This window comes from [Mycoplasma] falconis (genome assembly GCF_006385795.1).
Taxonomy (GTDB): domain Bacteria; phylum Bacillota_I; class Bacilli_A; order Mycoplasmatales; family Metamycoplasmataceae; genus Metamycoplasma; species Metamycoplasma falconis.
On the sequence record NZ_VFSS01000003.1, the window covers coordinates 1 to 26640 of the forward strand.

21 protein-coding genes, 2 tRNA genes, 1 rRNA gene and 1 pseudogene are annotated in these 26640 nt (G+C 28.4%); 5 read left to right on the forward strand and 20 right to left on the reverse strand.

Annotated features, from left to right (window positions below; translation table 4 throughout):
* The 11 genes from FJO69_RS01160 to argS form a co-directional block, all read right to left on the reverse strand.
* A 16S ribosomal RNA gene (locus FJO69_RS01160) occupies positions 1–248 on the reverse strand; the annotation flags it as partial.
* A 221-nt stretch (positions 249–469) separates the two neighbouring features.
* Positions 470–937, reverse strand: a complete 468-nt coding sequence (greA, locus tag FJO69_RS01165) for a transcription elongation factor GreA (protein ID WP_140781179.1) — start codon at positions 935–937, stop codon at positions 470–472.
* 14 nt (positions 938–951) lie between these two features.
* Positions 952–1698, reverse strand: a complete 747-nt coding sequence (locus FJO69_RS01170) for a BC85_0335 family putative methyltransferase (protein WP_140781180.1) — start codon at positions 1696–1698, stop codon at positions 952–954.
* Positions 1685–1984 carry a hypothetical protein gene (locus FJO69_RS01175; protein WP_140781181.1) on the reverse strand — a complete coding sequence of 100 codons (300 nt, stop codon included), beginning with the start codon at positions 1982–1984 and terminating at the stop codon, positions 1685–1687. Before FJO69_RS01175 ends, FJO69_RS01170 begins: the two co-directional genes overlap by 14 nt.
* A complete protein-coding gene (gene ruvX, locus FJO69_RS06820; RefSeq protein WP_140781182.1) occupies positions 1965–2402 on the reverse strand; it encodes a Holliday junction resolvase RuvX in 438 nt (145 codons plus the stop codon). Before ruvX ends, FJO69_RS01175 begins: the two co-directional genes overlap by 20 nt.
* Complete coding sequence (alaS, locus tag FJO69_RS06825; protein ID WP_140781183.1) at positions 2395–5058, reverse strand: alanine--tRNA ligase; 2664 nt, start codon at positions 5056–5058, stop codon at positions 2395–2397. The genes ruvX and alaS overlap by 8 nt, the downstream gene beginning before the upstream one ends.
* 11 nt (positions 5059–5069) lie before the next feature.
* Complete coding sequence (gene mnmA, locus FJO69_RS01190) at positions 5070–6179, reverse strand: tRNA 2-thiouridine(34) synthase MnmA (RefSeq protein WP_140781184.1); 1110 nt, start codon at positions 6177–6179, stop codon at positions 5070–5072.
* Positions 6180–6333: 154 nt separating this feature from the next.
* Positions 6334–6936, reverse strand: a complete 603-nt coding sequence (locus tag FJO69_RS06830; protein ID WP_140781185.1) for an FMN-dependent NADH-azoreductase — start codon at positions 6934–6936, stop codon at positions 6334–6336.
* An 87-nt stretch (positions 6937–7023) separates the two neighbouring features.
* Positions 7024–7097, reverse strand: a tRNA-Gly gene (locus FJO69_RS01200).
* A 2-nt stretch (positions 7098–7099) separates the two neighbouring features.
* Positions 7100–7173: transfer RNA gene (locus tag FJO69_RS01205), tRNA-Gly, on the reverse strand.
* A gap of 117 nt (positions 7174–7290) precedes the next feature.
* Positions 7291–8913, reverse strand: coding sequence for an arginine--tRNA ligase (gene argS, locus FJO69_RS06835; RefSeq protein WP_140781186.1), 1623 nt, complete (start codon positions 8911–8913; stop codon positions 7291–7293).
* Positions 8914–8973: 60 nt separating this feature from the next.
* Here argS and cysS point away from each other — a divergent pair, with 60 nt between their 5' ends.
* Both cysS and rlmB read left to right on the forward strand, forming a co-directional pair.
* Positions 8974–10179 (forward strand): cysteine--tRNA ligase, encoded by a 1206-nt coding sequence (gene cysS, locus FJO69_RS01215; protein ID WP_140781187.1) that lies wholly within the window; start codon positions 8974–8976, stop codon positions 10177–10179.
* On the forward strand, positions 10179–10874 hold the full coding sequence (gene rlmB / locus FJO69_RS01220) for a 23S rRNA (guanosine(2251)-2'-O)-methyltransferase RlmB (protein WP_140781188.1): 696 nt from the start codon (positions 10179–10181) through the stop codon (positions 10872–10874). Before cysS ends, rlmB begins: the two co-directional genes overlap by 1 nt.
* An 83-nt stretch (positions 10875–10957) precedes the next feature.
* Here the strand turns inward: rlmB and arcC are convergent, their stop codons facing one another.
* The 3 genes from arcC to FJO69_RS06845 all read right to left on the reverse strand — a co-directional run bounded on the left by arcC (position 10958) and on the right by FJO69_RS06845 (position 13671).
* Positions 10958–11893, reverse strand: coding sequence for a carbamate kinase (gene arcC, locus FJO69_RS01225; RefSeq protein WP_140781189.1), 936 nt, complete (start codon positions 11891–11893; stop codon positions 10958–10960).
* A 2-nt stretch (positions 11894–11895) separates the two neighbouring features.
* Positions 11896–12939 carry an ornithine carbamoyltransferase gene (gene argF, locus FJO69_RS06840; protein WP_140781190.1) on the reverse strand — a complete coding sequence of 348 codons (1044 nt, stop codon included), beginning with the start codon at positions 12937–12939 and terminating at the stop codon, positions 11896–11898.
* A 198-nt stretch (positions 12940–13137) separates the two neighbouring features.
* Positions 13138–13671: a large conductance mechanosensitive channel protein MscL gene (locus tag FJO69_RS06845; protein WP_140781191.1), complete on the reverse strand. Its 534-nt coding sequence runs from the start codon at positions 13669–13671 to the stop codon at positions 13138–13140.
* 192 nt (positions 13672–13863) lie between these two features.
* On the opposite strand from FJO69_RS06845, the gene FJO69_RS06850 reads away from it, so the two are divergent.
* A complete protein-coding gene (locus tag FJO69_RS06850) occupies positions 13864–15729 on the forward strand; it encodes a ribonuclease J (protein WP_140781192.1) in 1866 nt (621 codons plus the stop codon).
* 31 nt (positions 15730–15760) lie between these two features.
* On the opposite strand, the gene secA is transcribed toward FJO69_RS06850, so the two are convergent.
* From secA to FJO69_RS06865, 3 genes are all read right to left on the reverse strand, one after another.
* Positions 15761–18367 carry a preprotein translocase subunit SecA gene (gene secA / locus FJO69_RS06855; protein ID WP_140781193.1) on the reverse strand — a complete coding sequence of 869 codons (2607 nt, stop codon included), beginning with the start codon at positions 18365–18367 and terminating at the stop codon, positions 15761–15763.
* A gap of 104 nt (positions 18368–18471) precedes the next feature.
* Entirely contained in the window at positions 18472–19902 is a 1431-nt protein-coding gene (gene tig, locus FJO69_RS06860) for a trigger factor (protein ID WP_140781194.1), read from the reverse strand.
* Between the two features lie 41 nt (positions 19903–19943).
* Positions 19944–20657, reverse strand: coding sequence for a hypothetical protein (locus FJO69_RS06865; protein ID WP_140781195.1), 714 nt, complete (start codon positions 20655–20657; stop codon positions 19944–19946).
* 146 nt (positions 20658–20803) lie between these two features.
* Here FJO69_RS06865 and eno point away from each other — a divergent pair, with 146 nt between their 5' ends.
* Positions 20804–22174, forward strand: a complete 1371-nt coding sequence (gene eno / locus FJO69_RS01260; protein ID WP_140781196.1) for a phosphopyruvate hydratase — start codon at positions 20804–20806, stop codon at positions 22172–22174.
* A gap of 57 nt (positions 22175–22231) precedes the next feature.
* Here the strand turns inward: eno and FJO69_RS06870 are convergent, their stop codons facing one another.
* Positions 22232–23368 carry a DUF3137 domain-containing protein gene (locus FJO69_RS06870; RefSeq protein ID WP_140781197.1) on the reverse strand — a complete coding sequence of 379 codons (1137 nt, stop codon included), beginning with the start codon at positions 23366–23368 and terminating at the stop codon, positions 22232–22234.
* 133 nt (positions 23369–23501) lie between these two features.
* Between FJO69_RS06870 and FJO69_RS01270 the strand changes: the two are divergent.
* Positions 23502–24727: pseudogene (locus FJO69_RS01270) on the forward strand (IS3 family transposase).
* A 46-nt stretch (positions 24728–24773) separates the two neighbouring features.
* Here FJO69_RS01270 and FJO69_RS06875 read toward each other — a convergent pair.
* Together FJO69_RS06875 and FJO69_RS01280 are read right to left on the reverse strand one after the other, a co-directional pair.
* Positions 24774–25895: a DUF3137 domain-containing protein gene (locus tag FJO69_RS06875; protein WP_140781198.1), complete on the reverse strand. Its 1122-nt coding sequence runs from the start codon at positions 25893–25895 to the stop codon at positions 24774–24776.
* 13 nt (positions 25896–25908) lie between these two features.
* The gene (locus FJO69_RS01280; protein ID WP_140781199.1) at positions 25909–26565 is read right to left on the reverse strand and encodes a LemA family protein; all 657 of its coding nucleotides are present in this window, start codon (positions 26563–26565) and stop codon (positions 25909–25911) included.
* Positions 26566–26640: the final 75 nt, after the last annotated feature.

Genomic DNA, 26640 nt, shown 5'->3' on the forward strand with positions numbered 1-26640 from the left:
ACTAACTAATGTTCCGCACCCTCATCTCTTAGCGGAGCTTTAAAGGCTCCTTTCACAACGGAACCATGCGGTTCCATGCGTATCCGGCATTAGCAAATGTTTCCATTTGGTATTCCAATCTAAGAGGCAGATTAAGCACGTGTTACTCACCCATTCGCCGCTAGGTTCCCGAGGGAACCCCGCTCGACATGCATGTATTAGGCACACAGCCAGCGTTCATCCTGAGCCAGGATCAAACTCTTAAATAAAGTTGATTGGTTTTGTTATATTGTAATTATTAAAATTGACGTTATGGTATTCGTATCCAGTTTTCAAAGAACTATTTTTAGTGTCCCATCAGGGCACTTTTAGTATTATACATACTTTTAATTTTTTATTTGAAAAATTTTAGATTTTTTAAAATATTTATTTTTTCTAAAAAGTTTAAATAAAAAACGCCGTTTAAGGACGTTTATTATTATACACAATATTAATTAATACTAATAATTTTTACTTTATATTTTGTAGGAGCATCCACTTCGCAAATAGCATCAAGTTTTTGACCCATAATCGCTTTAGCTAATGGAGAAGCGTTTGAAACCTTATTATTAAAAGGATCGGCATCAAGTGAACCAACGATGGTAACTTCCATTTCTTGATTTTTAGCTAAATTTAATAATTTAACAATAGATCCGATTTTTACAGCATTAGTTGCACTTTTTTGAATAACTTCAGCGTTTTCTAAAATATGTTGAATTTCTAAAATTTCATTTTCGATGGCAGCTTGTTTATCACGGGCGGCATCGTATTCAGCATTTTCAGACAAGTCCCCTTGATTTCTAGCTTCTTTAATTTCTTCGATAACTTGTGGTCTTGCTACTTCTTGTAAATATGTTAATTTTTCTTGATATTGTTCATAACTCTCTTGGGTTAAGTAAATTTTTTCTTCTTTTTGCATATATACTCCTATTTTTATTCCTGATTATACTCTATTTTATCATTTAAGTTATTTTTTGCAATTAGTATTATATTCTTAAAACCAAATTTAGCAGTTTCATAACGAACGTTTTTTTCAAATAAATAATTTTTATCTTGCTTAAAACTTTTAATATGATCAAAAGAAATAATTAATATTCCGTTATCACTTAATAAAGGTAAAAATTTATCGATTTGATTTTTTATTGATAAATCCTCATTTAAAGAAACAATTAAATCAGAAGTTTGATTTGCCGGTTGATAAAAAACATTTTTAAAATCTAAATCAGGAAATTCTTTTAAAATTTCTTCCTTATTATTTCTAAATAAGGTTTGACTGTCTATTATAGTTTTACGATTAGCTAAATTAGCAAGTGAAATGCCAACATAATCATTATTATCGCTTACTAAAATAGATTCATAATTATTTAAATATATAGTATTAACCAAATAAGCGATCATGTGGTCATTAACAGTTTTTTTATAATATTTTTTAATGCCGTCTAAAACTACACCATAGTTAGGGTTTTTTTCTCTTAATTTAGAAAGTTCAATTTGTTCATCTTTGCTAACTATTTTTTTACTATATTTATTTTTTAAAACAAAAGTAACAATTAGCATAATAATTGCGAAAGTTAAAACAACCGCTAAGCTAATTCATAAACCTTTTCTTGTCTCATCACTTAATTTACTAGTTCCGGTTCTAATATTTAAATTAGCAACAAAATTATTAATCTTGTTCATTTCCCATTAACCGATCCATTAAGTTACTTTTATTATCGCGATCTAAAACAAAATTCTCTTCGGCAAATTGTTCAACAAGATCAATTAAAATATCAATTTCTCCTTCATCGGTCATTTCAATTAATCTTCCGTTTTCTTCTTTAACAAAAATAAAAGCTTCATCGTTAACTAAAACCATAAATCTTTCACCATTTTCGTAAAGGTCGAATAAAACATAGACTTTTTCGCCATCGTTTAAAGTTATTTCATTTTCAGGACTAAAAACTTTATATATTTTCTTTTCCATGTTGTCTCCTTAAATAATCTTCGAGAATAATTTGTGCTGCTAGAGAATCTTTTTTAGTTTTGCGTCTAGTTTTATTAAAACCAGCCTGAGCTAATATATCTTCTGCAAATTTTGTTGATTGTCTTTCGTCTTGAAAAACAATTGGTAAATTAATATGTTCTTTTAATCTTTGTGCAAACTTTTCCACCATTATAGTTCTTGGTGATTTGGATAAATCCATTCGCAAAGGATAACCTAAAACTATTGTGTCAATTTCATTATTATATTGTTCAATATATTCTTTGGTTTTTCTTATAGCTTTAATAAAATGTCATTCTTCAAACATGAAGTTTTCTAAACCGGTTGCAATAATTCCGTTAATATCACTAATCGCAAAACCACAAGATTTAGAACCTAAATCCAAAGCAAGTTTACGCATTTTTTAATTCTTCTTTAATATCACTTATTAATTGTGATAAAGGTTTTTCACCATTTATACTACCTTGACAAACTAAATTGTTTCCGCCGCCTTTGCCATTAAATTTATTAGTTAAATTTTTAAAGTATTTATTAGACTCATATTTTTTGCTACTTACCATTAAATAAAATGAATTAGTTTTTGTTTCACTTAAACCGATAACAAGGGCTTCTGGGTTAGCTTCTCTTAAACTAATAACAGCTTTTCTTAATAAATTACCATCATTATTGCTAATAACAAAAGTAGAAATTTCGTTAATTAGTTCTGATTTATATTCTGAAATATCAACAGTTTCGTTTTGTTTTTCTTTTAGAAATTTTTTATAATCTTCTCTAATATTATTTTCATCAATATCATATTGATCTAATAAACCTTCTTTAGCAAAAGTTCGTTCTGGGATATTTAATTCAAATCTATAATCGTAATCTGGTTTAAATTGTTGATTATTTTTAATTAAGGTTTTTAATAATTCTTGTTTTTCTTTAATTTCTTCTAATAAATATTGTTCGACATATTTAAATGAGGTAACAACTCTTAGACGATAAATCCCGGTACCTTTTGAATCAACACCGACAATTTTAAAATCTTCAATTATAGAAGAATTATCGACGTGAGTTCCTCCACATAAATCCTTAGTAATGTTTTCAAATTCAACTACACGAACTTCATTGGCATCATGATATTCTGATTCCTCAATTGTCATATAAGCCCCTAGTTCTTGAGCTTTTTTAACTGAAGTAATAATGTAATTACGGTTTGCGTTCATAGCGATGTAATCACGCATAGTTTTTTCGATTAATCTAATTTCTTCTTTGGTTGGACGATGATCTAAACCAAAGTCAAATGTAAAGTGATCTGGATTTATATTAGAACCTAATTGTTCGATTACTTCGTGAGGATATGTTTTTCTTAAAGCATGAAACATGATGTGAGTTGAAGAGTGGTTTCTTGCAAAGCCAATTCTAGCTTCTTCGTCGACAAAACATTCAACTGGTTTGTTTTTATCAATAATACCTTTAACAACGTGAACTGGATTTCAATATTTATCTTTAAAAACATCTAGAACTTCAATTTTATTACCATCTTGTAGCATATATCCAAAATCGTGGTTTTGACCACCAGAAGTTGCATAAAATGGAGTTTTATCTAAAATTAAATAACTAATAGTTTCTTTATCATTAGTTTTTTCAATTTCTTTTTCTTCGTTTAATAAATATAAAATATTTGCTTTTCCTCTAGTTGTTTCATAACCAGTAAATGTTGATACTTTATCTGGAATTAAAGATAAAGAATTAATAACTTTTTGCATACCAACTTCAACGTTAGCACGAGATTTTTCTTGGTGGGCTTTTAAAAACTCAGCAAATTCTTGCATATTAAGTTCAATGCCTTTTTCTTTTAGAATTTCTGATGTTAATTCAATTGGGAAACCATAAGTATCAAACATTTTAAAAGCAACTTTAACATCGACAGTGCCGTTTTTTTCTAATTCTTGTTCTAAAAGTTTTTCACCATCTTTAATGGTTTTAGCAAATAACTCTTCTTCGTTTTTAATAATTTCAGACACTTTTTCAACGTCAATGTCATAAATTAATGAATCTTTAACAATTGGTACTAATTTGTATAAAAATGATTTTTCATTAATACCTAAAGATAAACCTGACCGATAAGCTCTTCTAATTAATCTTCTAATAATATAGCCACGACCTACGTTTGAAGGACTAACGCCATCATTAATAGCATTCACAGAAGCTCTAATATGGTCTGCAATAACTTTGAAATAAGTATTAATCTTAGTTTGATCTTTATCTTTGGTGAAATAGTTGTTAATATCGTAATGATAATCAGTTAGTTTTTCTACTTCTTTAATAATTGGTAAAAATAAGTCGGTATCAAAGTTAGTTGGAGCATCTTGCATAATTGAAACAATTCTTTCGAGTCCAGCTCCGGTATCAATATTTTTTGTTGCTAAATCGGTGTAATTATTTTCACCATCATTGTTAAATTGAGAAAAAACAATATTTCAAATTTCTATATAACGATCATTTTCGATATCTTCTTTTAAAAGTTCAATACCTCTTTTGTCGTACTTTTCTCCACGGTCGTAAAAAATTTCGGTATCTGGTCCACAAGGTCCTTGACCAACATCTCAAAAGTTAGTGTCTCTTGTTCCTTTAATTAAATGCGAAGCTTCGACACCATTTTCGATTCAGTAATTATATGTATCAGTGTCTTCTTCAAAATAAGTAATATAAATTTTTTCTTTTTCTAGTTTTAAAACATCAAAAATAAATTCATAGCCAAAAGCGATAGCTTCTTTTTTGAAATAATCCCCAATTGAAAAGTTTCCTAACATTTCAAAAAAAGTATGATGTCTTGCAGTAACTCCTACATTTTCAATGTCGTTAGTACGAATTGATTTTTGTGAGTTAGTTAATCTTTTTGCAGGTGGTACTTTTTTACCACTAAAATAATCTTTTAAAGTTGCAACTCCTGAGTTAATCCAAAGTAATGAAGGGTCATTTTGAGGAATCAATGATTTTGAAGGAACAACTAAATGACCTTTTGAAGCAAAAAAGTCAAGTCACATTTGTCTTATTTGTTTTGAGCTTAACATATATAAATCTCCTATAAGTAAGTTTTTAATTCGTTTTTGTAATAAATTTTATCAATAATAGCTCCACCGACAACTTTCATACCATCATAAATGACAACCTGTTGTCCTGGCGTAACAGCTTCGGTTTCTGGGTAATAAACAATTAATTTATCGTCTTTAAATTCAATTTGGCAAGGAATATCTTGTTGACGATATCTAAATTTTGCCGTTAAATTATCTTTGTTAAATTCTTTGGCTATTTGATTAAAATCAATAGCTTCTAATTGGTCTGATAATAAATATTCTTTATGATCTTCATTAGCAACATAGATTTCTTTTTTATTTAAATTGTGCCCGACAACGAAATAAGGTTTGGCATATCCACCTAAATTTAAACCTTTTCTTTGGCCAATTGTATAATACATCGCGCCAATGTGTTTACCAACCACTTCACTAGTAGCAATATCAACAATATTACCAGGTTGAGCAGGAATATAATTTTCAAGAAATTTAGTAAATCTTCTTTCACCAATAAAACAAATACCGGTTGAATCTTTTTTAGTGGCTGTTGCTAAGTTATATTTAGCTGCTATCGCCCGTATTTCTGGTTTTTCTAATTTTTCAAGTGGAAAAATCGCTTTTTCTAGTTGTTTATTAGACACCTGAGCCAGGAAATATGATTGATCTTTGTTAGTATCTATTCCCCGATATAATTCGCCGTTATGAGATCCAGCATAATGCCCCATCGCAATATAATCAGCATTAAGTTTGTTAAAAGCATAATCGGCAAAAGATTTAAATTTAATATATTTGTTACAAAAAATATCAGGATTAGGTGTTCTTCCGTTTTTATATTCTTCAATTAAGTAAGAAAAAACATTATTTCAATATTCAGCAACAAAATCAGCACGGTGTAATTTAATGCCTAATTGATTAGCTACTGCTTTAGCGTCTAAATAATCTTGCTCTTGTGGGCAAACGTCTTGATTAATATCTTCATTGCCTAAAAAATCATTGTTAGCAAAAGAATCTCAGTTACGCATAAAAAGTCCTTCAACTTCATAACCTTGTTGTTGAAGTAAAATAGCACAAACACTAGAGTCAACGCCGCCACTCATTCCTAAAATAACTTTTTTAGCCACAAAAGCCTCCTAATTAATAATTTAAATTTTATATTTTTTATTAAAAAATATTTAAAGAACAATAAGACATATATTAAAAATATAGTTTTATCAAAATTTTATTTTTTAAAAATAAGACAAATTAAAGAAAAACCAACACATAGTGTTGGAAAAATTATTTAAATAATTTAACTTGTTTTTTAATTTCTTCTAATTTAGTATTAACAACTTCTTCTGGTGTTAATTTGTTTAAAAGTTCTACTTTAGTACCTGCTAAAACGATTGGGTCTAAAACACTAGCCCCTAAAAATTTTCATATGTTTACTAAATAATTAGTATGACTTGCTCATTGGTATCAACCTTCTGGTGCACCTTGGGTTGTTAAGACTTGAACAGTTAAATTATCTAATAAACCTACTGATGTTCCTTTACCGTTGTATTTATAAGAAAAGGTTTTTCCTGGTACGCAAATACGATCAATAAAGTTTTTTAAAGTTGCAGGAATTGCAAAATTAATCATTGGTGCAGAAATTAAAAGTTTATCTGCTTGTTTTAATTTTTCGATGTATTGATTAGATTTTTCTTCACTTCAAAAAGACATGAAATTTTCTGAGTTCATTGGTTCGTTAGCCATATCTAATAAATTTAAATCTAAAATTTCGATTTCGTCATTAGGAAATTCTAATTTATATTCTTCTAAAAATTTGTTTAATAGTCCGTCAGAAATTGAATTTTTTAAACCCATTGGTGAACTATATAAACCTAATAGTTTTGCCATATTGTTTTACTCCTTTGTAAATAAAAAGAGCTTAAAAGCTCTTATTAATTGTTCTAAGTAATTAGTAATTAGCTAATAACTTACATATGGTGCGGATGAAGGGAATCGGACCCTCGTATGCAGATTGGCAACCTGCTGTTCTACCATTGAACTACATCCGCAATGGTGCAAGTGATGGGAATCGAACCCACGTATTCAGCTTGGAAGGCTGATGTTCTACCATTAAACTACACTCGCTTTTAGCTTAATTATTATATAAGAAAAAAATATATTTCTTATTAATTTTTTAAAAAATAAATTAAGCTAAAAAAGATTAGAAAAACACGGGATAAACCGTGTTTCTAAATAAATAAATTACATTTTGTCAGGAATATCTAAATCCATTAATCTTAATCCGTTAGCCAAAACAGTTTTAGTTGCTTTAACTAAAGCTAAATAGCTTTCTTCGTTTGGATCACCCATAACTTTGCAATTTGAATAGAATGAATTAAATGCACCAGCAAGTTTTAATAGATATGGTGGTAATAAGTTAACTTTATAAGTTTTTGCCATAGTTGCAATTAAATCTGGGTATTCTTTTAATTCATTGACAAGTTTTTGGGCATATTCGTTTTGAATAGTGCTTGCTTGTGGATTTTCTATACCAGCTTTGTCTAGTAATTGCACACAACGAGCGTGAGCATATTTAATAATAAACATTGGGTTTGATTCATCTGATTTTGTAACTTTATTAATATCAAAATCGATTTTTGAATTATATGATCTTTCAATTAAGAAAAATCTTAATGCATCTTTTCCTACTAAATCTAAAAGCTCTCTTAATGTTAAAGAAGTTCCTAAACGTTTAGACATTTTAACTTCTTTGCCATCTTTAACAACTCTTAATAATTGAAATAATAAGATTTCTAATTGATCACGACGATATCCTAAATCTTCAAATGAGAATTTTACCCGTTCAACATAACCTGAGTGATCTGCTCCTCAAACGTCAATAATAACTCCGTTTTCTTTATCGTTTAATTGATTAAATTTTCATTCATGATAAGCGATATCAGCACATAAATAAGTTGAATCACCGTTTGATTTAATAATAACACGGTCTTTGTCGTCTTTACCACCGCTAGTTGTAGCTAATCAAGTAGCTCCATCTTTTTCGTAAGTGGTTTTTAATCTTCTAATTGAAGGTCAAACTAAATCTTTTTTATATTGTTCGGTTTCAGAGGTATAAAGGTCAAATCAAACACCAAATCTTTTTAAATCTTTTTCAATGTTTTCTAAAGCGTAATTACGTCCAAAATCTCTGAAAAATTGACGAATTTCATCGGTGTATTCTACGCCTTTGTATTTATCGCCATATTTTTGATAAAAAGCATCAGCGAATTCAATAATATCTCCACCACGATAACATTGTTCTGGCATTGGAAAATCTTTATTAAAAATTTGTTGATAACGGCTATAAACTGAAGCAGCTAAATTATTCATTTGATTTCCGTAATCGTTAACCAAATATTCACGCACAACACGATGTCCTGCTTTTTCTAAAATATTAGACAAGGTTGCTCCGATAGCAGCATTCCTTGCATGACCGATGTGTAAATATCCTGTAGGGTTAGCTGACACAAACTCAACGTTGCAAGCTCCTTTGGTTCCGGTGATATCACCATAGTGTTCACCTAATTTGTTGATGTTATTTACAGTATCGGCTAAAACAGAATCAGATACTCAAAAATTAATAAAACCAGGTTCAGCGACTTGAATTTCACTAATTTCTTTATATTTGTTTAAATCAATATTTTTAACAATTTCATGAGCTATTTCTATTGCTTTTTTACCTAAATCTTTTTGTAAGGTTAATGCAATATTGGTTGAATAATCACCATAGCTTTTTGATTCGGTTAAAATTACTGGTTTATTAATGTTTAATTTTTGTAATGCTTCATTAATTGAAGCAATAATAATATCTTTTGTTGTACTCATAGTTTCAATTATATTATATTTGCAGCATTTATTTAACTTATTATGTATATAATAATTGCTATGAAAAGATATTATTTATGTGGTCCAACTGTCTATAATTACCCTCATATTGGTAATTTAAGACCGACCGTTACTTTTGATTTAATGATAAGAGCTCAAAGATATTTAGGAGAAGAAGTTTTTTATTTACATAATATTACTGACATCGATGACAAAATTATTAACAAAGCTTTTGAAGAAAATAAAACAGAAAAAGAAATTAGTGAATTTTATGAAAAATATTATTTAGATTTATTTACTAAATTCAATTTAGTTTTACCTAACAAAGTTATAAGAGTAACCGATTCTTTAAACGATATGTACCAATACATTCAAGAAATGATTAATAAGGGTTCAGCCTATCAAGTTGGAGGCAACGTCTTTTTTGATATCCAAAAACATAAAGATGTTTATGGATCGATTAGCAACCAAAAAATTGATGAATTAAATAGCGAAGACGATGGTGTTTTAGGTAAAAAACATAAAACTGATTTTACCCTTTGAAAATCAACAACTAACGGAATTAAATTTGAAAGTCCTTTTGGTTTGGGACGTCCTGGATGACATACGGAATGTAGCTGTTTTATTGCTAAATATTTTAACGGAGAACAACTAGACGCTCATGGCGGAGGAATTGATTTAATTTTCCCTCATCACGAAAATGAAAACATTCAACATTTTTCAATCTATGGTCAACCAATTGCCAAAGATTGAATTCACTTTGGAACTTTAAATTATAAAAATCAAAAAATGTCTAAATCACTAGGAAATATTATTTATCCACATGATTTTTTAGAAACATATTCACCAGATACATATAAAATTTTAATTCTAACTACTAATTATTCAAAACCAATTAATATAACTGATGAATTATTAGAAACTAATCAAAATCAAGTTAACAAATTTAGATTAGCTAAAAATAAAATTGTTTTAGAAAACATCCATTATGAAGTGGATGAAGAACAAGTAAAAGCAATTATTGAAGATATTGCTAGGTTAGATTTTACTCAGGGTTATGCCAAATTAATTAAACTATTTAAAAATCAAGCAGATTTAGGTTCATTTTTTAAAGTTTTATACATTTTAGGTTTTAATCTTGTTAATTCTGAAATAACTGAAAAAGATAAACAACTTTATTTAAAATGAAAAAAACTTGTAGGAGAAAAAAACTTTGAAGAAGCAGATAAAATCAGAGAATATCTAAAAGAAAGAAGAATAATTTAATGAAAAAAATCATTTATGGTCGTAACTCAGTTTTAGAAGCTTTAGAAAATAAATATCCAATTAGTAAAATTTATTTACAAAAGGGTTTAACTAACAAAAATTTAAAGTTTAACAATATAACTTTTTTAGATTTAACTCAGATGAATAAAATGACTAATAATGGTAATCATCAAGGTTATATTGCTGAAATTGAAGAATATAAATATTATGATTTAGGATCTATTTTTAAAGATAAAGCCAACAAAGTTTTAATGCTAGATCATGTACAAGACCCACAAAACTTTGGAGCAATTATTAGATCAGCTAACGTTTTTGGCATTAAACATATTATTATTCCTAAAAATCGAGCTGTTGATGTAACACCAGTTGTTTTAAAGACTTCCTCAGGAGGATTTAACAACGTTAAGATTATTAAGGTTGCTTCATTATTTGATTGCATAGCAGAGTTAAAAAAACAAGGTTTTTGAATTTACGCTTCGGCATTAAATCAATCAGCTAAAAAAATGCAAAATATTAAATTTGCTGACCCAACATGTATAGTTGTTGGTAACGAAGGAAGTGGTGTTTCTAATACAATTATTAAACACGCCGATGAAGTTGTTTATATCGAACAAAATGAAGGTTCAGTGCAATCGTTAAATGTTTCAGCAGCAACAGCTATCTTACTTTACGAATTAGATAAACAAGTTAAATAAATCACAGCAAAAATAATAAGCTGTGATTTTTTAATAATAAAAATGACTAACAAAACTGTTAGCCATTATTTATATAGAAATTCTTATTGTAATGTAACTTTAGTACCGATTTTTTCAGCAATAATGTCTTCTAAGTCGCTTAAGTCACCGATAAATGCTGCTTTACCGCCTTCTTCAACGAATTTAATAGCTGCTTGTACCTTAGGAAGCATACTTCCTGGTGCGAATTGATTTTCAGCAATGTATTGTTCTAATTCGGCTTTTGTTACGTGTTTTAAATCTTGTTGATTTGGTTTTCCGTAGTTAACTTTTACATAGTCAACTGCTGTTAAAACGATAAAGTAATCTGCTTTTGTAAGTGCAGCCATTTTTGCTAATGCAAAGTCTTTGTCGATAACACCATCAACTCCATTAATGAAACCATTTTCGTCTTTAACGGTAGGAATTCCTCCACCACCTCCAACGATAACAGTTGCTCCTGAGTTAATAGCTTTTTCGATTTGTTCAATACTTACAAAATTTAAAGGTTTTGGTGAAGCAACAACTTTTCTGTAACCACGTCCAGCATCTTCAACGATTGTGCTGTTTGGGTTTGCAGCTTCTGCTGCTTCTCTTGTTTGATAAAATGGTCCAATTGGTTTAGTTGGTTTTTCAAAAGCAGGGTCTTTAGGGTCAACTAATGTTTGAGTTAAAATGTATAAAACTTCGTTGTTAGTTAAACCTTCAGCTGTAAAAGCGTTGGTAATAGCTGTTGTCATGTGGTAACCAATGTATCCTTGGCTCATTGCACCAGCTTCTGGTAATGGAACTAATGGTGATTTTTCATTTACTTCGTGAGCTGAAGCAAAACCATTAAAAATCATACCAACTTGTGGTCCGTTACCGTGACCAACGATAACTTCGTGTCCTGCTTTAACTAATTCAGCAATTTTTTTAGCTGGGATTTTAACTAATTCTTTTTGTTCTTCAGGGTTGTTTCCTAAAGCGTTTCCACCTAAGGCAATAACAATTCTACTCATAATTAGTATCCTAATGTAGCTAAAATAATAGCTTTAATTGTGTGCATACGGTTTCCAGCTTGTTGAATTGATTTGTTGTATTTTGATTTGAATACTTCGTCAGTAACTTCCATAGCACCGGTAGCTACAACTGGGTATTTAGCACCAAATTGTTGTTTAATTTCAGCTGAGAAAATAGTTTGGTCATCGTGGAATGCTGGTAAGCAGTGTAGGAAGATAACATCTTCTTTAGCAGCTTTCATCATAGCCATGTCAACTTGGAATGCACCTAATTCTTGAATACGTGGTTCAAATAGTGAGAAGTCTTCTCCTAATGATACTCAAACGTCGGTGTAAATAGCATCTGCATCTTTAGCAGCTTCTAATTTGTTGTCTGAGAATGATACTGATCCACCATTACGTTCAAATAATTTTTGAACTGCGTCGTAAACTGGTTTGTGTTCTGGTCCATTTTTAACAATGTCTCATTGTGCTTTAGGTCCACATAGAACAATGTGAACTCCAAAGAAAGCAGCACCGATCATTAATGAACGAGCAACGTTGTTTTTGATATCTCCAGCAAAAACAAGTTTTTTACCTCTTAAGTCACCTTTGAATTCTTTCATTGTCATGTAGTCGGCGAACATTTGGGTTGGGTGTTCTGCATCGGTTAAACCGTTTCAAACTGGAACACCTGAGTATTTAACTAAAGCGTCAACGTCTGATTGTTTAAATCCACGGAATTCGATACCATCGTAGATTTGTCCTAGAACCATAGCTGTATCTTCAACTGATTCTTTTTTACCAAAGTTTGATCCTGATGGTCCGATGTATGTACAACTTGCACCTAAGTCAGCAGCAGCTACTTCGAATGAACAACGTGTCCTAGTTGAGTCTTTTTGGAACATGATAACAATGTTTTTTCCAACTAATGGACGGTTGTTTGTGTGTAGACCTTGTTGTTTTGATCTTTTTAGATCCATTGATAAATCTAAAATGTAATTTACTTCGTCTGTGGTTAAGTTTAGAGCTGTATCTAAACTACGACCTTTTAAATTCATTGGCATATTCATTTCTCCTTATATTTTGATAATTTCTGAATATATTATTTTTGTTAGACAATTATTACTGTGTTTTATTAAAACACATAAAAATTATATTCTATTTTTAAAAATAGGTTTGTTTTAATTATTAAATAATTAAAAATAAGCTTAAAGAATAAAAAAATAACATAGCTAAAGCTATGTTTTAATTTCAAATAATTTTTATTTTTTACTTGCAGTTTTGCTTGTAGTCTTACGCGCAGGTGCAGCTTTTTTAGCTGATAATAATTCGTTTAATTTACGTAATTCAGCTAACATTAGTTCTTCGTTAGTTGGCAATACTACTTCTGGTTTTGGTTCTTCGATTGGTTGTTTTTTAGCTTTTCTGTAGTCGATTGAGTTTTTAATTGTGTAAGCAATTAATAAACCAAAGAAAATAAAGCCGGCTACGATTACAAATTGTAATAAAGCTCCTAAAAATTTACCGATAAAGATACCTGATTGTGGAACTCCGTTAGCATCTAATGCACCAGGTCAAACAACTCAGGTGTTAAATGATACATTTTCTCCCATTGCTCTGGTAATAGCTGACATAATAATGTCATTTGCTAATGAAGAAACTAGAGCACCGAAAGAAGTACCAATTAGAAGACCAATAGCCAACATAATCATGTTGCCACGTAGAACTGCTTTTTTAGCATCTACATATGCGTTTTTGACAACGTGTCTTTTTTGTTCTAATTCTGTTCTTGTCATGAAGAAAATTTTACCAAAATATATTTTTTTATACTAAAAAAGTGGATTTTCAGCCTATTTTAAGCATTAATTTACAAAAACTGCATTTTTAAATTATTTAAAAATAACTAAATTTACCCTATTTTTCTATATACTTTTAATTGTTTTAATACATGCAATTACTATTAATAATTAATTAAATGTGGAGGGTATATGAAACCAACTAAAATTTTTGGTCTAGGCGGAATGCAAGAAATTGGAAAAAGTACACTTGTAATCGAATATGATCAACATATTTTTATCATCGACACCGGAATTAAATTCTGTGATACATACGTAACCGGAGTTAATGGATCTATTCCTGATTTTACTCATTTACAAGAAAATCAACATAAAATCGAAGGCTTATTTATTACACACGGTCATGAAGATCACATTGGTGGAGTGCCTTATTTAGTACAACAAGTTGATATTAAAAGAATTTATGCACCAAGAATTGCTATTCAATATTTAAAATTGAAGTTTGATGATTTAAAAATTCACCGTAAAATTGAATTTATCGAAACCGAAAAAGATGCTGTTCATACTTTTGGCGATTGTCAAGTTGATTTTTGAACAGCTCAACATTCAATTCCTGATGCCTTTGGAGTTAGAATTAAAACTCCTAACGGTTCATTAATGATGACGGGTGATTTTAGATTTGACTATACACCAATCGGAAATATGACTGATTTTTCTAAATTAGAAAAAATTGGTGAAGAAGGATTAGATGTTTTATTTTCTGATTCAACAAATGCAATGCGTCCTAACCATTCTCCTTCTGAAACAGATATTTTAAAAGATATAAGAAAATACATGGAAGAAGCAGAAAAAAAAGTTATAGTTACTGCTTTTGCTTCTAATTTAACTAGAATTAAAGCAATTATTGAATTAGCAGCTCAATTAAATAAAAAAGTTGTTGCTTTTGGAAGATCAATGGTCGACAACATTGATATTGGGCGTCGTTTAGGTTATATTGAAGCACCAGATGAAGTATTTATTGATAAGAAAAATATTAATAAATATGATGACAATGAACTACTTATTTTAACAACAGGATCTCAAGGAGAAGAACTAGCCGGTTTGGCTAAAATGTCTTACGGCAAACACCCTCATGTGACTATTAAACCAAAAGATACTATCATCTTTTCTTCTAGTCCTATTCCTGGTAATAGATCTAAAATCGAACTTTTAGTTAACAGACTTTATAAATTAGGAGCAATAATTAGAGAAAACGGAGTAGATGGTTATTTACATACTTCTGGTCATGCTTATAAAGATGAACATAGAAAGATTTTTGCTTTAACAAAACCTAAATATTTTATGCCTTATCACGGTGAATATCGGATGAGTGTAGTTCACGGTTATACCGCAGTTGAAAGTGGTGTTAATCCTGATAATGTTGTTATTGCTAAATTAGGTGATGTTTATTATTTAGAAGATCACAAAATTAGATTATCTGATGAAAAAGTATATTTTGGACCGGTTTTTATTGACGGAAGCATTCTTTCAAAAACTAATAGTGAAATTATGAAAGAAAGAATGGAACTAGGTCAAAATGGTTTTATGCACGTTATTGTTGCAATTAACAAAGAAAAGAATTTAATTTTAGGTAAACCAAGAATAGTTTCACGGGGAGCTTTCTTTGTTAAAAATTCTTTACATTTAATTGAAGAAGCTAAAAGATTAGTCCATGGGGCTATCTTATATACAATTAAAAATAACCCTGATTGATCAGTGCCACAGCTAAAACAATTAATGATTGATCGTTTAGCTCCGTTCTTTTATAAACATAAACGTCGTAATGTTGTTATTATTCCAACTATTTTATTTACTAAACACACAAATGCTAAGATTGAAGATAACTTAGAACTTCACGAATTTGCAGACGTTGAAAAAGCTAGTTTAAAAGATAGAAAAAATAAAGTTAGAAATGATAATAAAAAAACTAATAAAAACATAAAAGTACAAAAGAAAAATAATCACATTATTATTAAGAAAAAAGAGCCTAAAAATCCAGCAGTTAAAGTTAAAAAATAATTAAAAAGTAGCTTTTTGATAAGCTACTTTTTTACTCCAGTTTTGGTTCTTCTTCAACTACTTTGTCAGTTTTTAAAGCTTCTTTAAATTGGAATTTTAAATCCTTAGTTAATTGGGCTCTTTGTTCTTCAATAATTTTATCTACTTCTTCAACTTCTAAATTTTGACTTAATAATCTATTTCTTTCTTTAGATAATAATGAATTAATAAAGCTGTTTAATTTATCTAATAAAACGCCTTCAACTTGGTTGCCATTGCTATTATCAATTCAATCTAAATTAATCTGAGAGTTTGATGAAGGTAAACCTTCTCAATTATTCATTAAATTAACAGTTGCTTCTAGGGCAATCCTATTAGTTAATTCCTTAAATTTTTTAGATCCTAGTTTGGTATAAACTTGGTATGGATTTTTTTGTGAATATTGAACTAAATTAGAACTTCTTCTTAATTTATCCATAATATTAATATGATCTTGTCAAGCTCTGTCAAACACTTTTAGAATAATATTTCTTTCAATATTAGTTAAACCACTTAACCCATATTTTTCAATCATATTACCACGCATTTTATCGTATTCGTGTTTTCAAACTTCAATGATATGAGCTATTAAATCTTCTTTATCTAGCTTTTTAATCTCTTCTACTTTAAATAATCGAGAAGTTACACCCATAAAATTGCTGTTAATGTAATCACAAAAACCATAAATATCAAGGGTATTATTTTTCTTAATAAAATATGGATTATTTACCACTTGATCAGCAGCTACTTGTAGCATTTTACTAATAATGCTACCCATGTCGTCTCTTGCTAAAATTAAATCTCTTTGCTCATATATTAGATCTCTTTGTTGTCTAATAACGTCATCAAAGTTTAAAACACTTTTACGGTTATCAAAGTTAAACCCTTCAATTTTCTTTTGGGCAGCTAAAAAAGCTTTTCTTATTGCTTCACCAGCAATTGGATTTTGTCCGTATGATTTAAACATTTCTTTTCATTTATCTTGTAAAGCAAAACGTAAAATAAGTTGGTCGTCTAATGATAAATAAAACTTAGTATAACCCACATCTCCTTGACGTCCAGAACGACCTTTTAATTGGTTATCAATTCTTCTTGATTCGGCTTTTTCAGTTCCTAAAACATAAAGTCCACCTAATTTAATTGCTTCAGGTGAAGGCTTAATATCAGTTCCCCGTCCTGCCATGTTTGTAGCAATTGTAACCGCTCCAACTTGTCCAGCTTGCGAAATAATATCAGCTTCAGAAGCATCTTGTTTAGCGTTTAAAACCGTATGGGGAATTCCTTCTTGTAATAAATATTCATGTAAAACTTCAGAGTCTTCAACTTGAGCTGTTCCAATTAAAATTGGTTGTCCCTTACGATGAATACGTCTTACTTCTCTGGCGACTGCTTTTCATTTCGAATGCATATCAACATAAATTTCGTCTTTATCATCTTTTCTAATAACAGGTTTGTTAGTTGGAACGACATTGACTCTCATGTTATAGATTTCAATAAATTCTTTTTCTTCGGTTTTTGCAGTACCAGTCATCCCGCTTAGTTTTTTAAATAAACGGAAAAAGTTTTGATAAGTAATGGTTGCTAGGGTTTTAGTTTCAGATTCAATTTCAACTCTTTCTTTAGCTTGAATTGCTTGTTGAAGACCTTCTGAATATGCCCGACCTTCCATAATCCGACCAGTAAAAGAATCGACTAATTCGATTTTATTATTTCTAACAATGTATTCAACATTAAGTTTCATAACTTTATGAGCTCTTAATGCATTTTGAATTCTATGCACTAATTCTGAATTTTGAATATCGTATAAATTATCAAAATTAAAATATTTATTGGCCTTTTCAATTCCTTTATCTGTTAAATAAACTGATTTAGTTTCTTCGTCAATAAAGTAATCATCTTGGCTTAAAGTTCTCACAAATAAATCTGCGGTTGAATATAAATTACTTTGGTCGCTATCGCCACCAGAAATAATTAAAGGGGTTTTGGCTTCATCGATTAATATTGAGTCAACCTCATCTAGCAGGATGTAATTTAATCCCCTTTGTACCTTTTCTTCTTTGGCCATAACCATGTTATCTCTTAAATAATCAAAACCTAATTCTGAGTGAACTGAATAAACGACATCACAGGCATAAGCTTGACGTTTCATATCAGTTGACATTTGAGCTTTATTAATACCAACAGATAAACCTAAAAAGTGAAATACTTGCCCCATTTCTTCGGCATCACGTTGAGCTAGATATTCGTTAACAGTTGAAACGATAACGCTATTGCCATCTAATGAATTTAAATAAACCGGAGCAATAGAAGTAATAGTTTTACCTTCCCCAGTTTTCATTTCAGCGACAGATCCCATATCAAGAATTAAACCACCGATCATTTGCACATCATAAGGTCTTTTGCCCAATACTCTTTTGGTCGCTTCTCGTGATACAGCAAAAACCTCTGCTCGAATATCTTCAAGGCTTTCTCCCATTTTTAAACGTTCTCTAAATTCATTAGTTTTATTTTTAAGCTCTTGATCTGTTAAATTAACAACAGATGATTCTAAATTATTAATCTTTTTTAAAGTAGCCTCAGCTAATCTCATTTCTGCAGATTTAAAATTAAATAACTTCATGTTAATAATTTTATATTAAATTATTAACTTAGACTTAAAAAGCGTTAGGCGAAAAATTAAAAACGACTTCATTTTAGAAATCGTTTTAATAAGATTATTGTAAATTATTTAGTTTCTTCAGCTGTTTTAGCAGCTTCTGCTTCTCTTAATTTTTCGGCTGCTTCTCTTTTTCTTTTAGCTTCAGCAATAATTTCTGCTTGTTGTTTATCTTCGTAAGCTTTAACTTCTGCTTTTTTAGCAGCAAATTTTTCGTAATCAGCTTTATCGTTTCATTCCATTAATGAATTGTGAATTTGTTCGTTAATGTATTTTTGCTCAACAGTTTCAAATCTTACAAAGTTTTTAACAGCTTCATTAGTTAAGCTATACATATCAGCGATTTTATTTACTTCTTCTTCGTATTGAGCTTCGGTCAATTTAAAGTTATTTTCTTTGGCAATTTGACCTAAGACAAAAATTCTTTTTAGATTTTGAATAGCATTTTGTTCGTAAATTTTTAAAATGTCTTCTTTTGAACTCTTAGAAAATTCTAAGTATTCTTTTTCTGAAATTTGTTGTTGTTTTAAGGTATTTAAAAAATTTTGGTAGTATTTGTCGCTTTCTTCTTTTATCAAGGTTGCAGGAACATTAACTTTGGTACCTTCAATAATTTTGTTTAAAGCTTCTTCAATAAATTTGTTTTCTACTTCAACTAATTTTGATTTTAAAGCTATAACTTCTAGGTATTGTTTGTATTCTTCCACTGTGTTAATTAAAGGTAAATGCATTTCTTTTACAAATTGTTCGTTTAATTCAGGGGTTGAAGCTGATTTAATTGAATGAATTTTAATTTTAAAAGTAGCATCTTTGCCAGCTAAATGTTTAGCGTGATAATCGCTTGGGAAAGTAACTTTAATTTCTTTTTCTTCTTCTTTATTCATGCCAACCATTTGGTCTTCAAAACCAGGAATAAATTGACCTGAACCAACTTTTAAATCAAAGTTTTCAGCATCTCCACCCTCAAATGCTTCACCATCAACAAATCCGGCAAAATCAAAGGTAACTTGGTCACCTTTTTTAACTGGAAGTTCTGATTCCATCATTACAGCATAATCTTTTAATACTGATTCTTGACTTGCTTCTAAATCTTGTGCTGTAACTTCAAAACTACCTAATTTTAAGCCTAATTTTTTATAATCTGGCAATGTAACTTCTGGGAAGATAGCTCATGAAAATTCAAGAGTAACTGATTTAGGACTTACGTCTAAAACTTCTAGGCTTCCTTTGCTAATAACTTCTTCATCTTTAACTTGATCTTTAATATGTTTTTCAAAAACAGCGTCTACTGAAGCATTGATAGCTTTGTCAAATACTTTAACCATGTCAACATGTTTAATAGCTTCTTTAGCTGGTACATGTCCTTTTCTAAAACCTTTAACTTGTACGTTTTTCATTTCAGATTGTTGAGCTTTTTCAATCGCTTTTTGTCATTCTTCACCTTCTAAGGTGTAAGAAACTTTTAATAATGAGTTTTCTTTATCTATTACTTTTGACATAATTTCTCCTTTAAAATATATCGTATTAAATTATATTAAAGTTATTTAAAAACTTCATATAACTTTTGGGCTTTTTCGCTTAAACCTTCTGGTTTTTGTTCGCCATAAAGCACTTTAACAACATTTATAATATTTTCGTAATCTTCATTAGTTTTATTTAATAAAATGTCGATTCAATTTTGAAATAAATAAGCTGCAAAAACTTGTCTAGCAATTTTATTTTTAGCAACATCGTCATAAAAGCTATTAATAATTTCATTTTGCATTTTTAAAATGTCTTGATTTTTTAAAAATGAACCTAATTTAGATGGATTAATGGTTTTGCCTTGAATTTTATATTCTCAATCAATGTTAGCTTCGCTAAGTAGATCGTAAATTAATGTTTGAAAGCCCGAAGCGTCAAAACCTTCTTCATTAAAGAAATATTGAAATTCAGAAGCATATTTAGCTAAATCTTCCCTTGCTTTTAACTCGTTATAAATTAACATAAAGGCATAATCCATTTTTTTGTTTTTTAATGAATTAATCAAAGATAAAGTATCTAAGCTGGTTTGAGTTTTTAGATTTTTTTTCTTAATTTCAATTAGTACCAATTCTCTTAAAGTATCTAAATCTTGTTGTTCGTTTTTAGCTGCAAATTGTTTTTTAGCCTCATCAATAACATAAATAGCTTTTAATGGGTCGCTATATCTTAATTTTTCAATTTCACTAATTTTTAAATCGAATTCTTTTTCGTTATTTTCTAAATTTGACATATTAAAATTTTACTTTAAAAATAAAAAATGGCACTCTTTTTATTAATTTGCCAATTTATTTTGGCTTGCTTTTGCTTTTTGTGAATTTACAAAAGATTATAATTATTAATGTAATGATTTTAATCATTTTTGTTTAAGGAGACAAAATGTCAAAAATTACTAAAATTTATGCCTATGAAGTCTTAGACAGTAGAGGAAATCCAACTGTTAAAGTTGAATTAAATACTGAAAAATCTTACGCTGAAGCTTTAGTTCCTTCGGGCGCTTCAACCGGTTCCAAAGAAGCCTTAGAATTAAGAGATAAAGGAACTAAATATGAAAATAATTGATACGGTGGTAAGGGCGTCCAAACTGCTTGTGATAATGTAAATGAAATTATTGCTAAAAATCTAGAAAGCAAGGAAGTATTTAATCAATTCGAATTAGATCAACTAATGATTGATTTAGATGGAACTTCAACTAAATCAAAACTAGGAGCTAATGCTATTTTAGCTGTTTCGTTAGCAATTGCAAAAGCGGCAGCTAAAGAAAAAGACTTGCCGTTATATGCATATCTAGCTAGCTTAGATCAAAGAGTTGCTTATAAAATGCCAGTACCTATGTTAAACGTTATTAACGGCGGCGAACACGCTTCAAATACGATTGATTTTCAAGAATTTATGATTATGCCATTAGGAGCCAAAACTTTTAAAGAGGCGATGCAAATTGCAAATCACGTTTTCCATACATTAGCTAAATTACTTAAAAAAGCCGGACACGGAACCCAAGTTGGTGACGAAGGAGGATTTGCTCCTAATTTAAGAACTCACGAAGAAGCCTTAGAATTTTTAGTTGAAGCTATTAAAGAAGCCGGATTTAATCCTGCTACTTCAGGAGAAAAAGCAGTAGCTATTTGTTTAGACGCTGCTAGTTCAGAATTATATGACGCAGATAAAAACTTATACGTGTTTAAAAAATTCAAAAAAGCCTTAGATGAAAAAAGAGAAGGTTTTGAACAATATCAAAATATGAAATATGAATTTACAACTGAAGAATTTGTTGATTATTACGGTCATTTAATTAATAAATTCCCAATTATTTCAATTGAAGATTCACACGATGAAAATGATTGAAAAGGTTTTGAATTAATGAACCAAAAATACGGTAAAAAAGTTCAATTAGTTGGTGATGATTTAATTGTCACGAACCCTAAATATATTAAAATGGCAATAGAAAAGCACGCTATTAATGCTTCATTAATTAAAATTAACCAAATTGGTTCTTTAAAAGAAACTATTGAAGCCATTAAACTTTCTCAAGCAGCAAATTTTGTTCCAGTTATTTCGCACCGTTCAGGTGAAACAGAAGATACTTTTATTGCAGATTTAGCAGTAGCATTTAATACCGGTGAAATTAAAACTGGTTCAATGTCAAGAACAGATAGAATTGCAAAATACAACCGTTTATTAAAAATCGAAGACGAATTAGGCAACAAAGCTAAATACGAAGGCAGAAATAGCTTTACAAATTTAAAATAAATATAACTCAAAAAAATTTAAAACAGCTCCGTTATTAAGCGGGGCTGTTTTCATTAACTAATATAAATAAACAGGGACATAAAATAAAGATATTACAAAATAAAGTAAATATGCATCTTTTAAAATGTTGTCTATTGTTTTATTAATTAAATTTTCGGGACTTTTTATTTTCTTAGGTAATTTTATTTTTAAAAAATTTAAAGAAGAAATAAAAGAAATTGTAATTACATCATCTACGGCAGTAAAATAAATATTTTTTTCATTTAAATTATTTAATTTAAGATTTTCGTTATACAAGGTCAAAAGATTTTCTTGAACCAATGGTGTAAAAATCATATTCATTTTTAATTCATCGTTAGAAACAACATTAAAAACTTTATTAAATTCTTTATTTTCTAATGAGATTGGCTTATATGCAAATTGTGAAATTGTTTTAAACAAATTAAAATCAGTTCGTTTGTTTTTCTGTAAATTACTTATGTCAATTTGCATTAAAGTAGCGTGTCAAATTTTATTTCCCTTAGAAGATAAAGAATCACTAACTATACTTTTAATAAGCGGTTCGTATTCATAAGTTACGTTAGAAAAATAAATTGGATATTTATCATCTACTATCATTGTTTCCAAAGATGATCGATAGTTTAAAATAGGAGATTCTGCAATTTCTTTTGGTTTATAAAATAAATAAGCGTTGTCATAGAAACGGAAATTGTTAAAATCAAAACTAATATTAGTATTTGTTGGAGTATGTCATTTTCCTAAAAAATCTCATTTTTTATTTAAACACTTAATAGTCGGTTCAAAAATATGTATATCTTCTAAAATTTTTTTAATATTATCGCTTAAATTGTATATTTTTGATTTTTTTAAGTTATTAAATTTATTCGCTAAAACCGATGTAGTAATTCCTCCTATTAAAAATAGTATTGTTAAACTTAAAAGAAAATATTTTAAATAAGAAGAATTTTTCCATAGTTTAAAATTAATAAACAAAATAGATAAGATTATCATACTTAAAAAGAATAATAAGCTGCCTAATATCAACATTCAAAATTTAAATTGATATTTTTTACATAATTCTCACTCTTTATTTTGCAAATTATTTTTTATATTTTTTTGTATCTCTGGTAAAACATTGTCGTTAAAACGTTGTTTAAATTCCTTAAAAGTAATTACGTCTTCTGCTCTTTTCATAATATCTATTTAAATTTTATCTTGCTATTAAAAATAAAATATTACATTTTTAAATAAAAAGCCAGAAAATTAAACTAGGACAAAATTAGTGGACACATATATGTGTTCACTTTTTATATATTAAGGAGTAATTATGAAACAATTAAAACAAGAAGAATGATTAGAAATTTTGATTCTTTATGAAGATTTCATAAATTGCAAAATAAGCAAATCAGAACTAAGAATTTTATTATTTAATAAGTTTTCTAAAAATTGAGACAACAAGTACATTAGAAATTGGATAAAGCATAAATATAGACAGTATAATAAGGGCATGACTAATTTAATATCAAAGACTGGTAAAACTTCTAAAAAGGTATAAAAGGAGTCGGAAGACCTAAAAAGAAAGTTGAAATTTCGAAAGAAGAATACGATAAGCTATCTAAAGAACAATTAATAGAAATTATCGAATATTTAAGAGATATAGTTAAGGATACATCGGCAAATACAAAACTTAAGAAAATTTATTTATTGAAAAATTCATCTATTTCTAAAAGACTTTTTGCAAAAGTTTTAAATATATCAAAAAGTCTTTTATATAGAAAAATAGTGTCTAAAAGAATTAAACCTAAAACCCAAGAATTAAACGAGATAGAAAACCTTGTTTTAAAAGCTTTTAATGAAACAAAAGCAATTTTTGGAAGAGAAAGATTATCTATTTATATTTACAATAAACATAAAATGTTTATAAATTCCAGAACATTAGGAAGAATTATGAATAAATTATGTTTAAAATGTTTAATTCGTAGAAAAAGAAAATCAAAAGAAATCAAAAATACAAATGTTAAATATGTTGATTTAGTAAAAAGAGATTACAATGCTAAAAATAACGAAATAATTATTGCAACCGATGTTTCTTACATATCTGCTCCGAAAGATGTTGACAATAATTTTGTTTATTTTTCAGCTTGCATAGACCACAAAACAAAGAAAATATTAAATTGAAACTTATCAACTCGAAATGATATTGAATTAGTTTTAGAATATGTAAAAAATATTAAATATGACAAAAAATGGATTATTCATTCTGATCATGGCTTTCAATATTCTTCAAAGGATTACATTGATATAATCAAACAAAATAACGGTTTAATTTCTATGAGCCGAATCGGTAATTCATTAGATAATAGAGAAATCGAATATTTATTTTCAATAATTAAAAGTGAACATTTATATAATCTTGAAATTAAAAGAATGACTTTTGTAGAACTAAAAGAATCAATTAAATCTTATATAGATTGATATAACAACGAAAGATTACAATCAAATTTAAATTGAAAAACACCCCAACAATGTTGAGATGTTTATTCATATTTATAAACTGTCCACAAAAAGTGTCCAAGTTTAAAATCTGGCTTTAATAAATTTAATATAAATAAACAGGAATATAAACTAAAGCTAATAATCAATAAAAGCTATAAAAATCTTTTAAAACATCATTATAAATAAAATTAGTTACAGTTGTTTCGTTTTTAAATTTATTAGGAATATCAATATTCATATATTCTGGTGGAGACATAAAAGAATAGATAATAACATCGTTATTAGCATAAAATCTTAAATGATTAATATGAGTATATCTCATAAATTCTTTATAAAGTCTTATTAAATTTTCTTGTACGAAAGGAGTAAAGTACATATACATTTTTAACTCATCATTAGAATAAACTTTAAAAAGTTTATTAAAGATTTTATTTTCCAATTGAACTTTTTTATGACCTAAAAATTCTTGTGAAAAATAGCTAAATGAAGCTCTTTTATCAATATCTAAACCACTAGCGTTTACTTTCATTAAAGTTGAATTATAATGGCGTTTTTGATATGAAACATTACCCTTAGTGTCAACATGTTTAACAATATCCTCTCATAAAATATTTGAAAAATGAACTGGATATTTACCATCCACCATCACTGTTTGACAAGGAGTTGTATTTAAAATATATGCACTAGATGGTATAAAGTCTGGTCTATTGTTTATATACTCTGTTTTTGAAAATCTTCTAGTATTTGCATTGTAAGACAATCTTTCGTTAACAGGTATATATTTATTTGTTATTAATTCTCATCTCTTATCCAATAATTTAGTTGCTTTTTCGTAAATTTTTTTAGATTGTAAAGAATCCAATAAAAAAGATTTAACAATAATCTGTTTTTCGTTTCTGATTTTTTTATAAACCAAATATAAGATAAAAAATGTTGTTAAAGCTAAACCTAATACTATTAAAATACCAAATAAAGCATTTCTAATTTGATTATTAATTTCGCTTGTATAAAGAAACATAAAAACTAAAAATGAAAAGAAACCGATAAATAATATTCCTAAACTTAAACCTAAAAATATGTTGGTTAGCTTTCTGGCTTTTTTATATTGTTTAAGTTCAGGTTTTTTAAAACAGTCGTCAACTGATTCTTTAATATTTGTTAATATTTCTCGATCTGTTTTATTTTTAAATTCTTCAAATGAAACAAGATTTTCTGCTGTTTTCATAAATTATATAAACCTATAAATTTGACATGTCAACATCTTGACGAGCTTTTGAATCTGAAACAAATAAAGGCATTGTTTCTAATTTCATGTTAGAAGCAACAACATTAGTTGGATAAACAAATAATTGTTCGTTAAAATCGTTAGCAACTTTGTTATATAGTCTTCTTGAGGCTTCTAATTCTCTTTCTAAATAAGTCGATTCAGACATTAGTTCTTCATATAATCTGCTTGCTTTTAAATCAGGATATGATTCTGAAACGGCGATTAAACGACCAAAAACAGATCTATTTAGATTTTCAATTTCTGCTGAATTTTCGATTGAATTTTTTGCACCAGCGTTAGTTAAATTTCTTAATCTAGCAATTTCTTGTTGAGTAGATTTTTCTAATTCTTTATATGATTTAACTTGAGCTGCTAATTTATTTAAAGTATCAAAACGTTTTTGTAATTGTACATCAATGTTTGATGATTGTTTATTAACTTCGTTTTGCATTCTATTTAATTTGTTTTTTCTTAAAACATATCAAATAATTGGAAAAATAAAAATAAATGTAAAGTATAAAAATATTTTTCCAAATGTTGAGCTTTTAGCTTTTTTAGGGCTATTATCTGCAACAGGTTGAAATCCTTTTGGTTCAGGTGTATTTGCATTGTTAAATAAGTTTGACATTTTTTCTCCTAAAATTAAATAATTTAATCTTTTATTGATTATTTAATAATTATATTTTCTTTTACTTAAATTTAT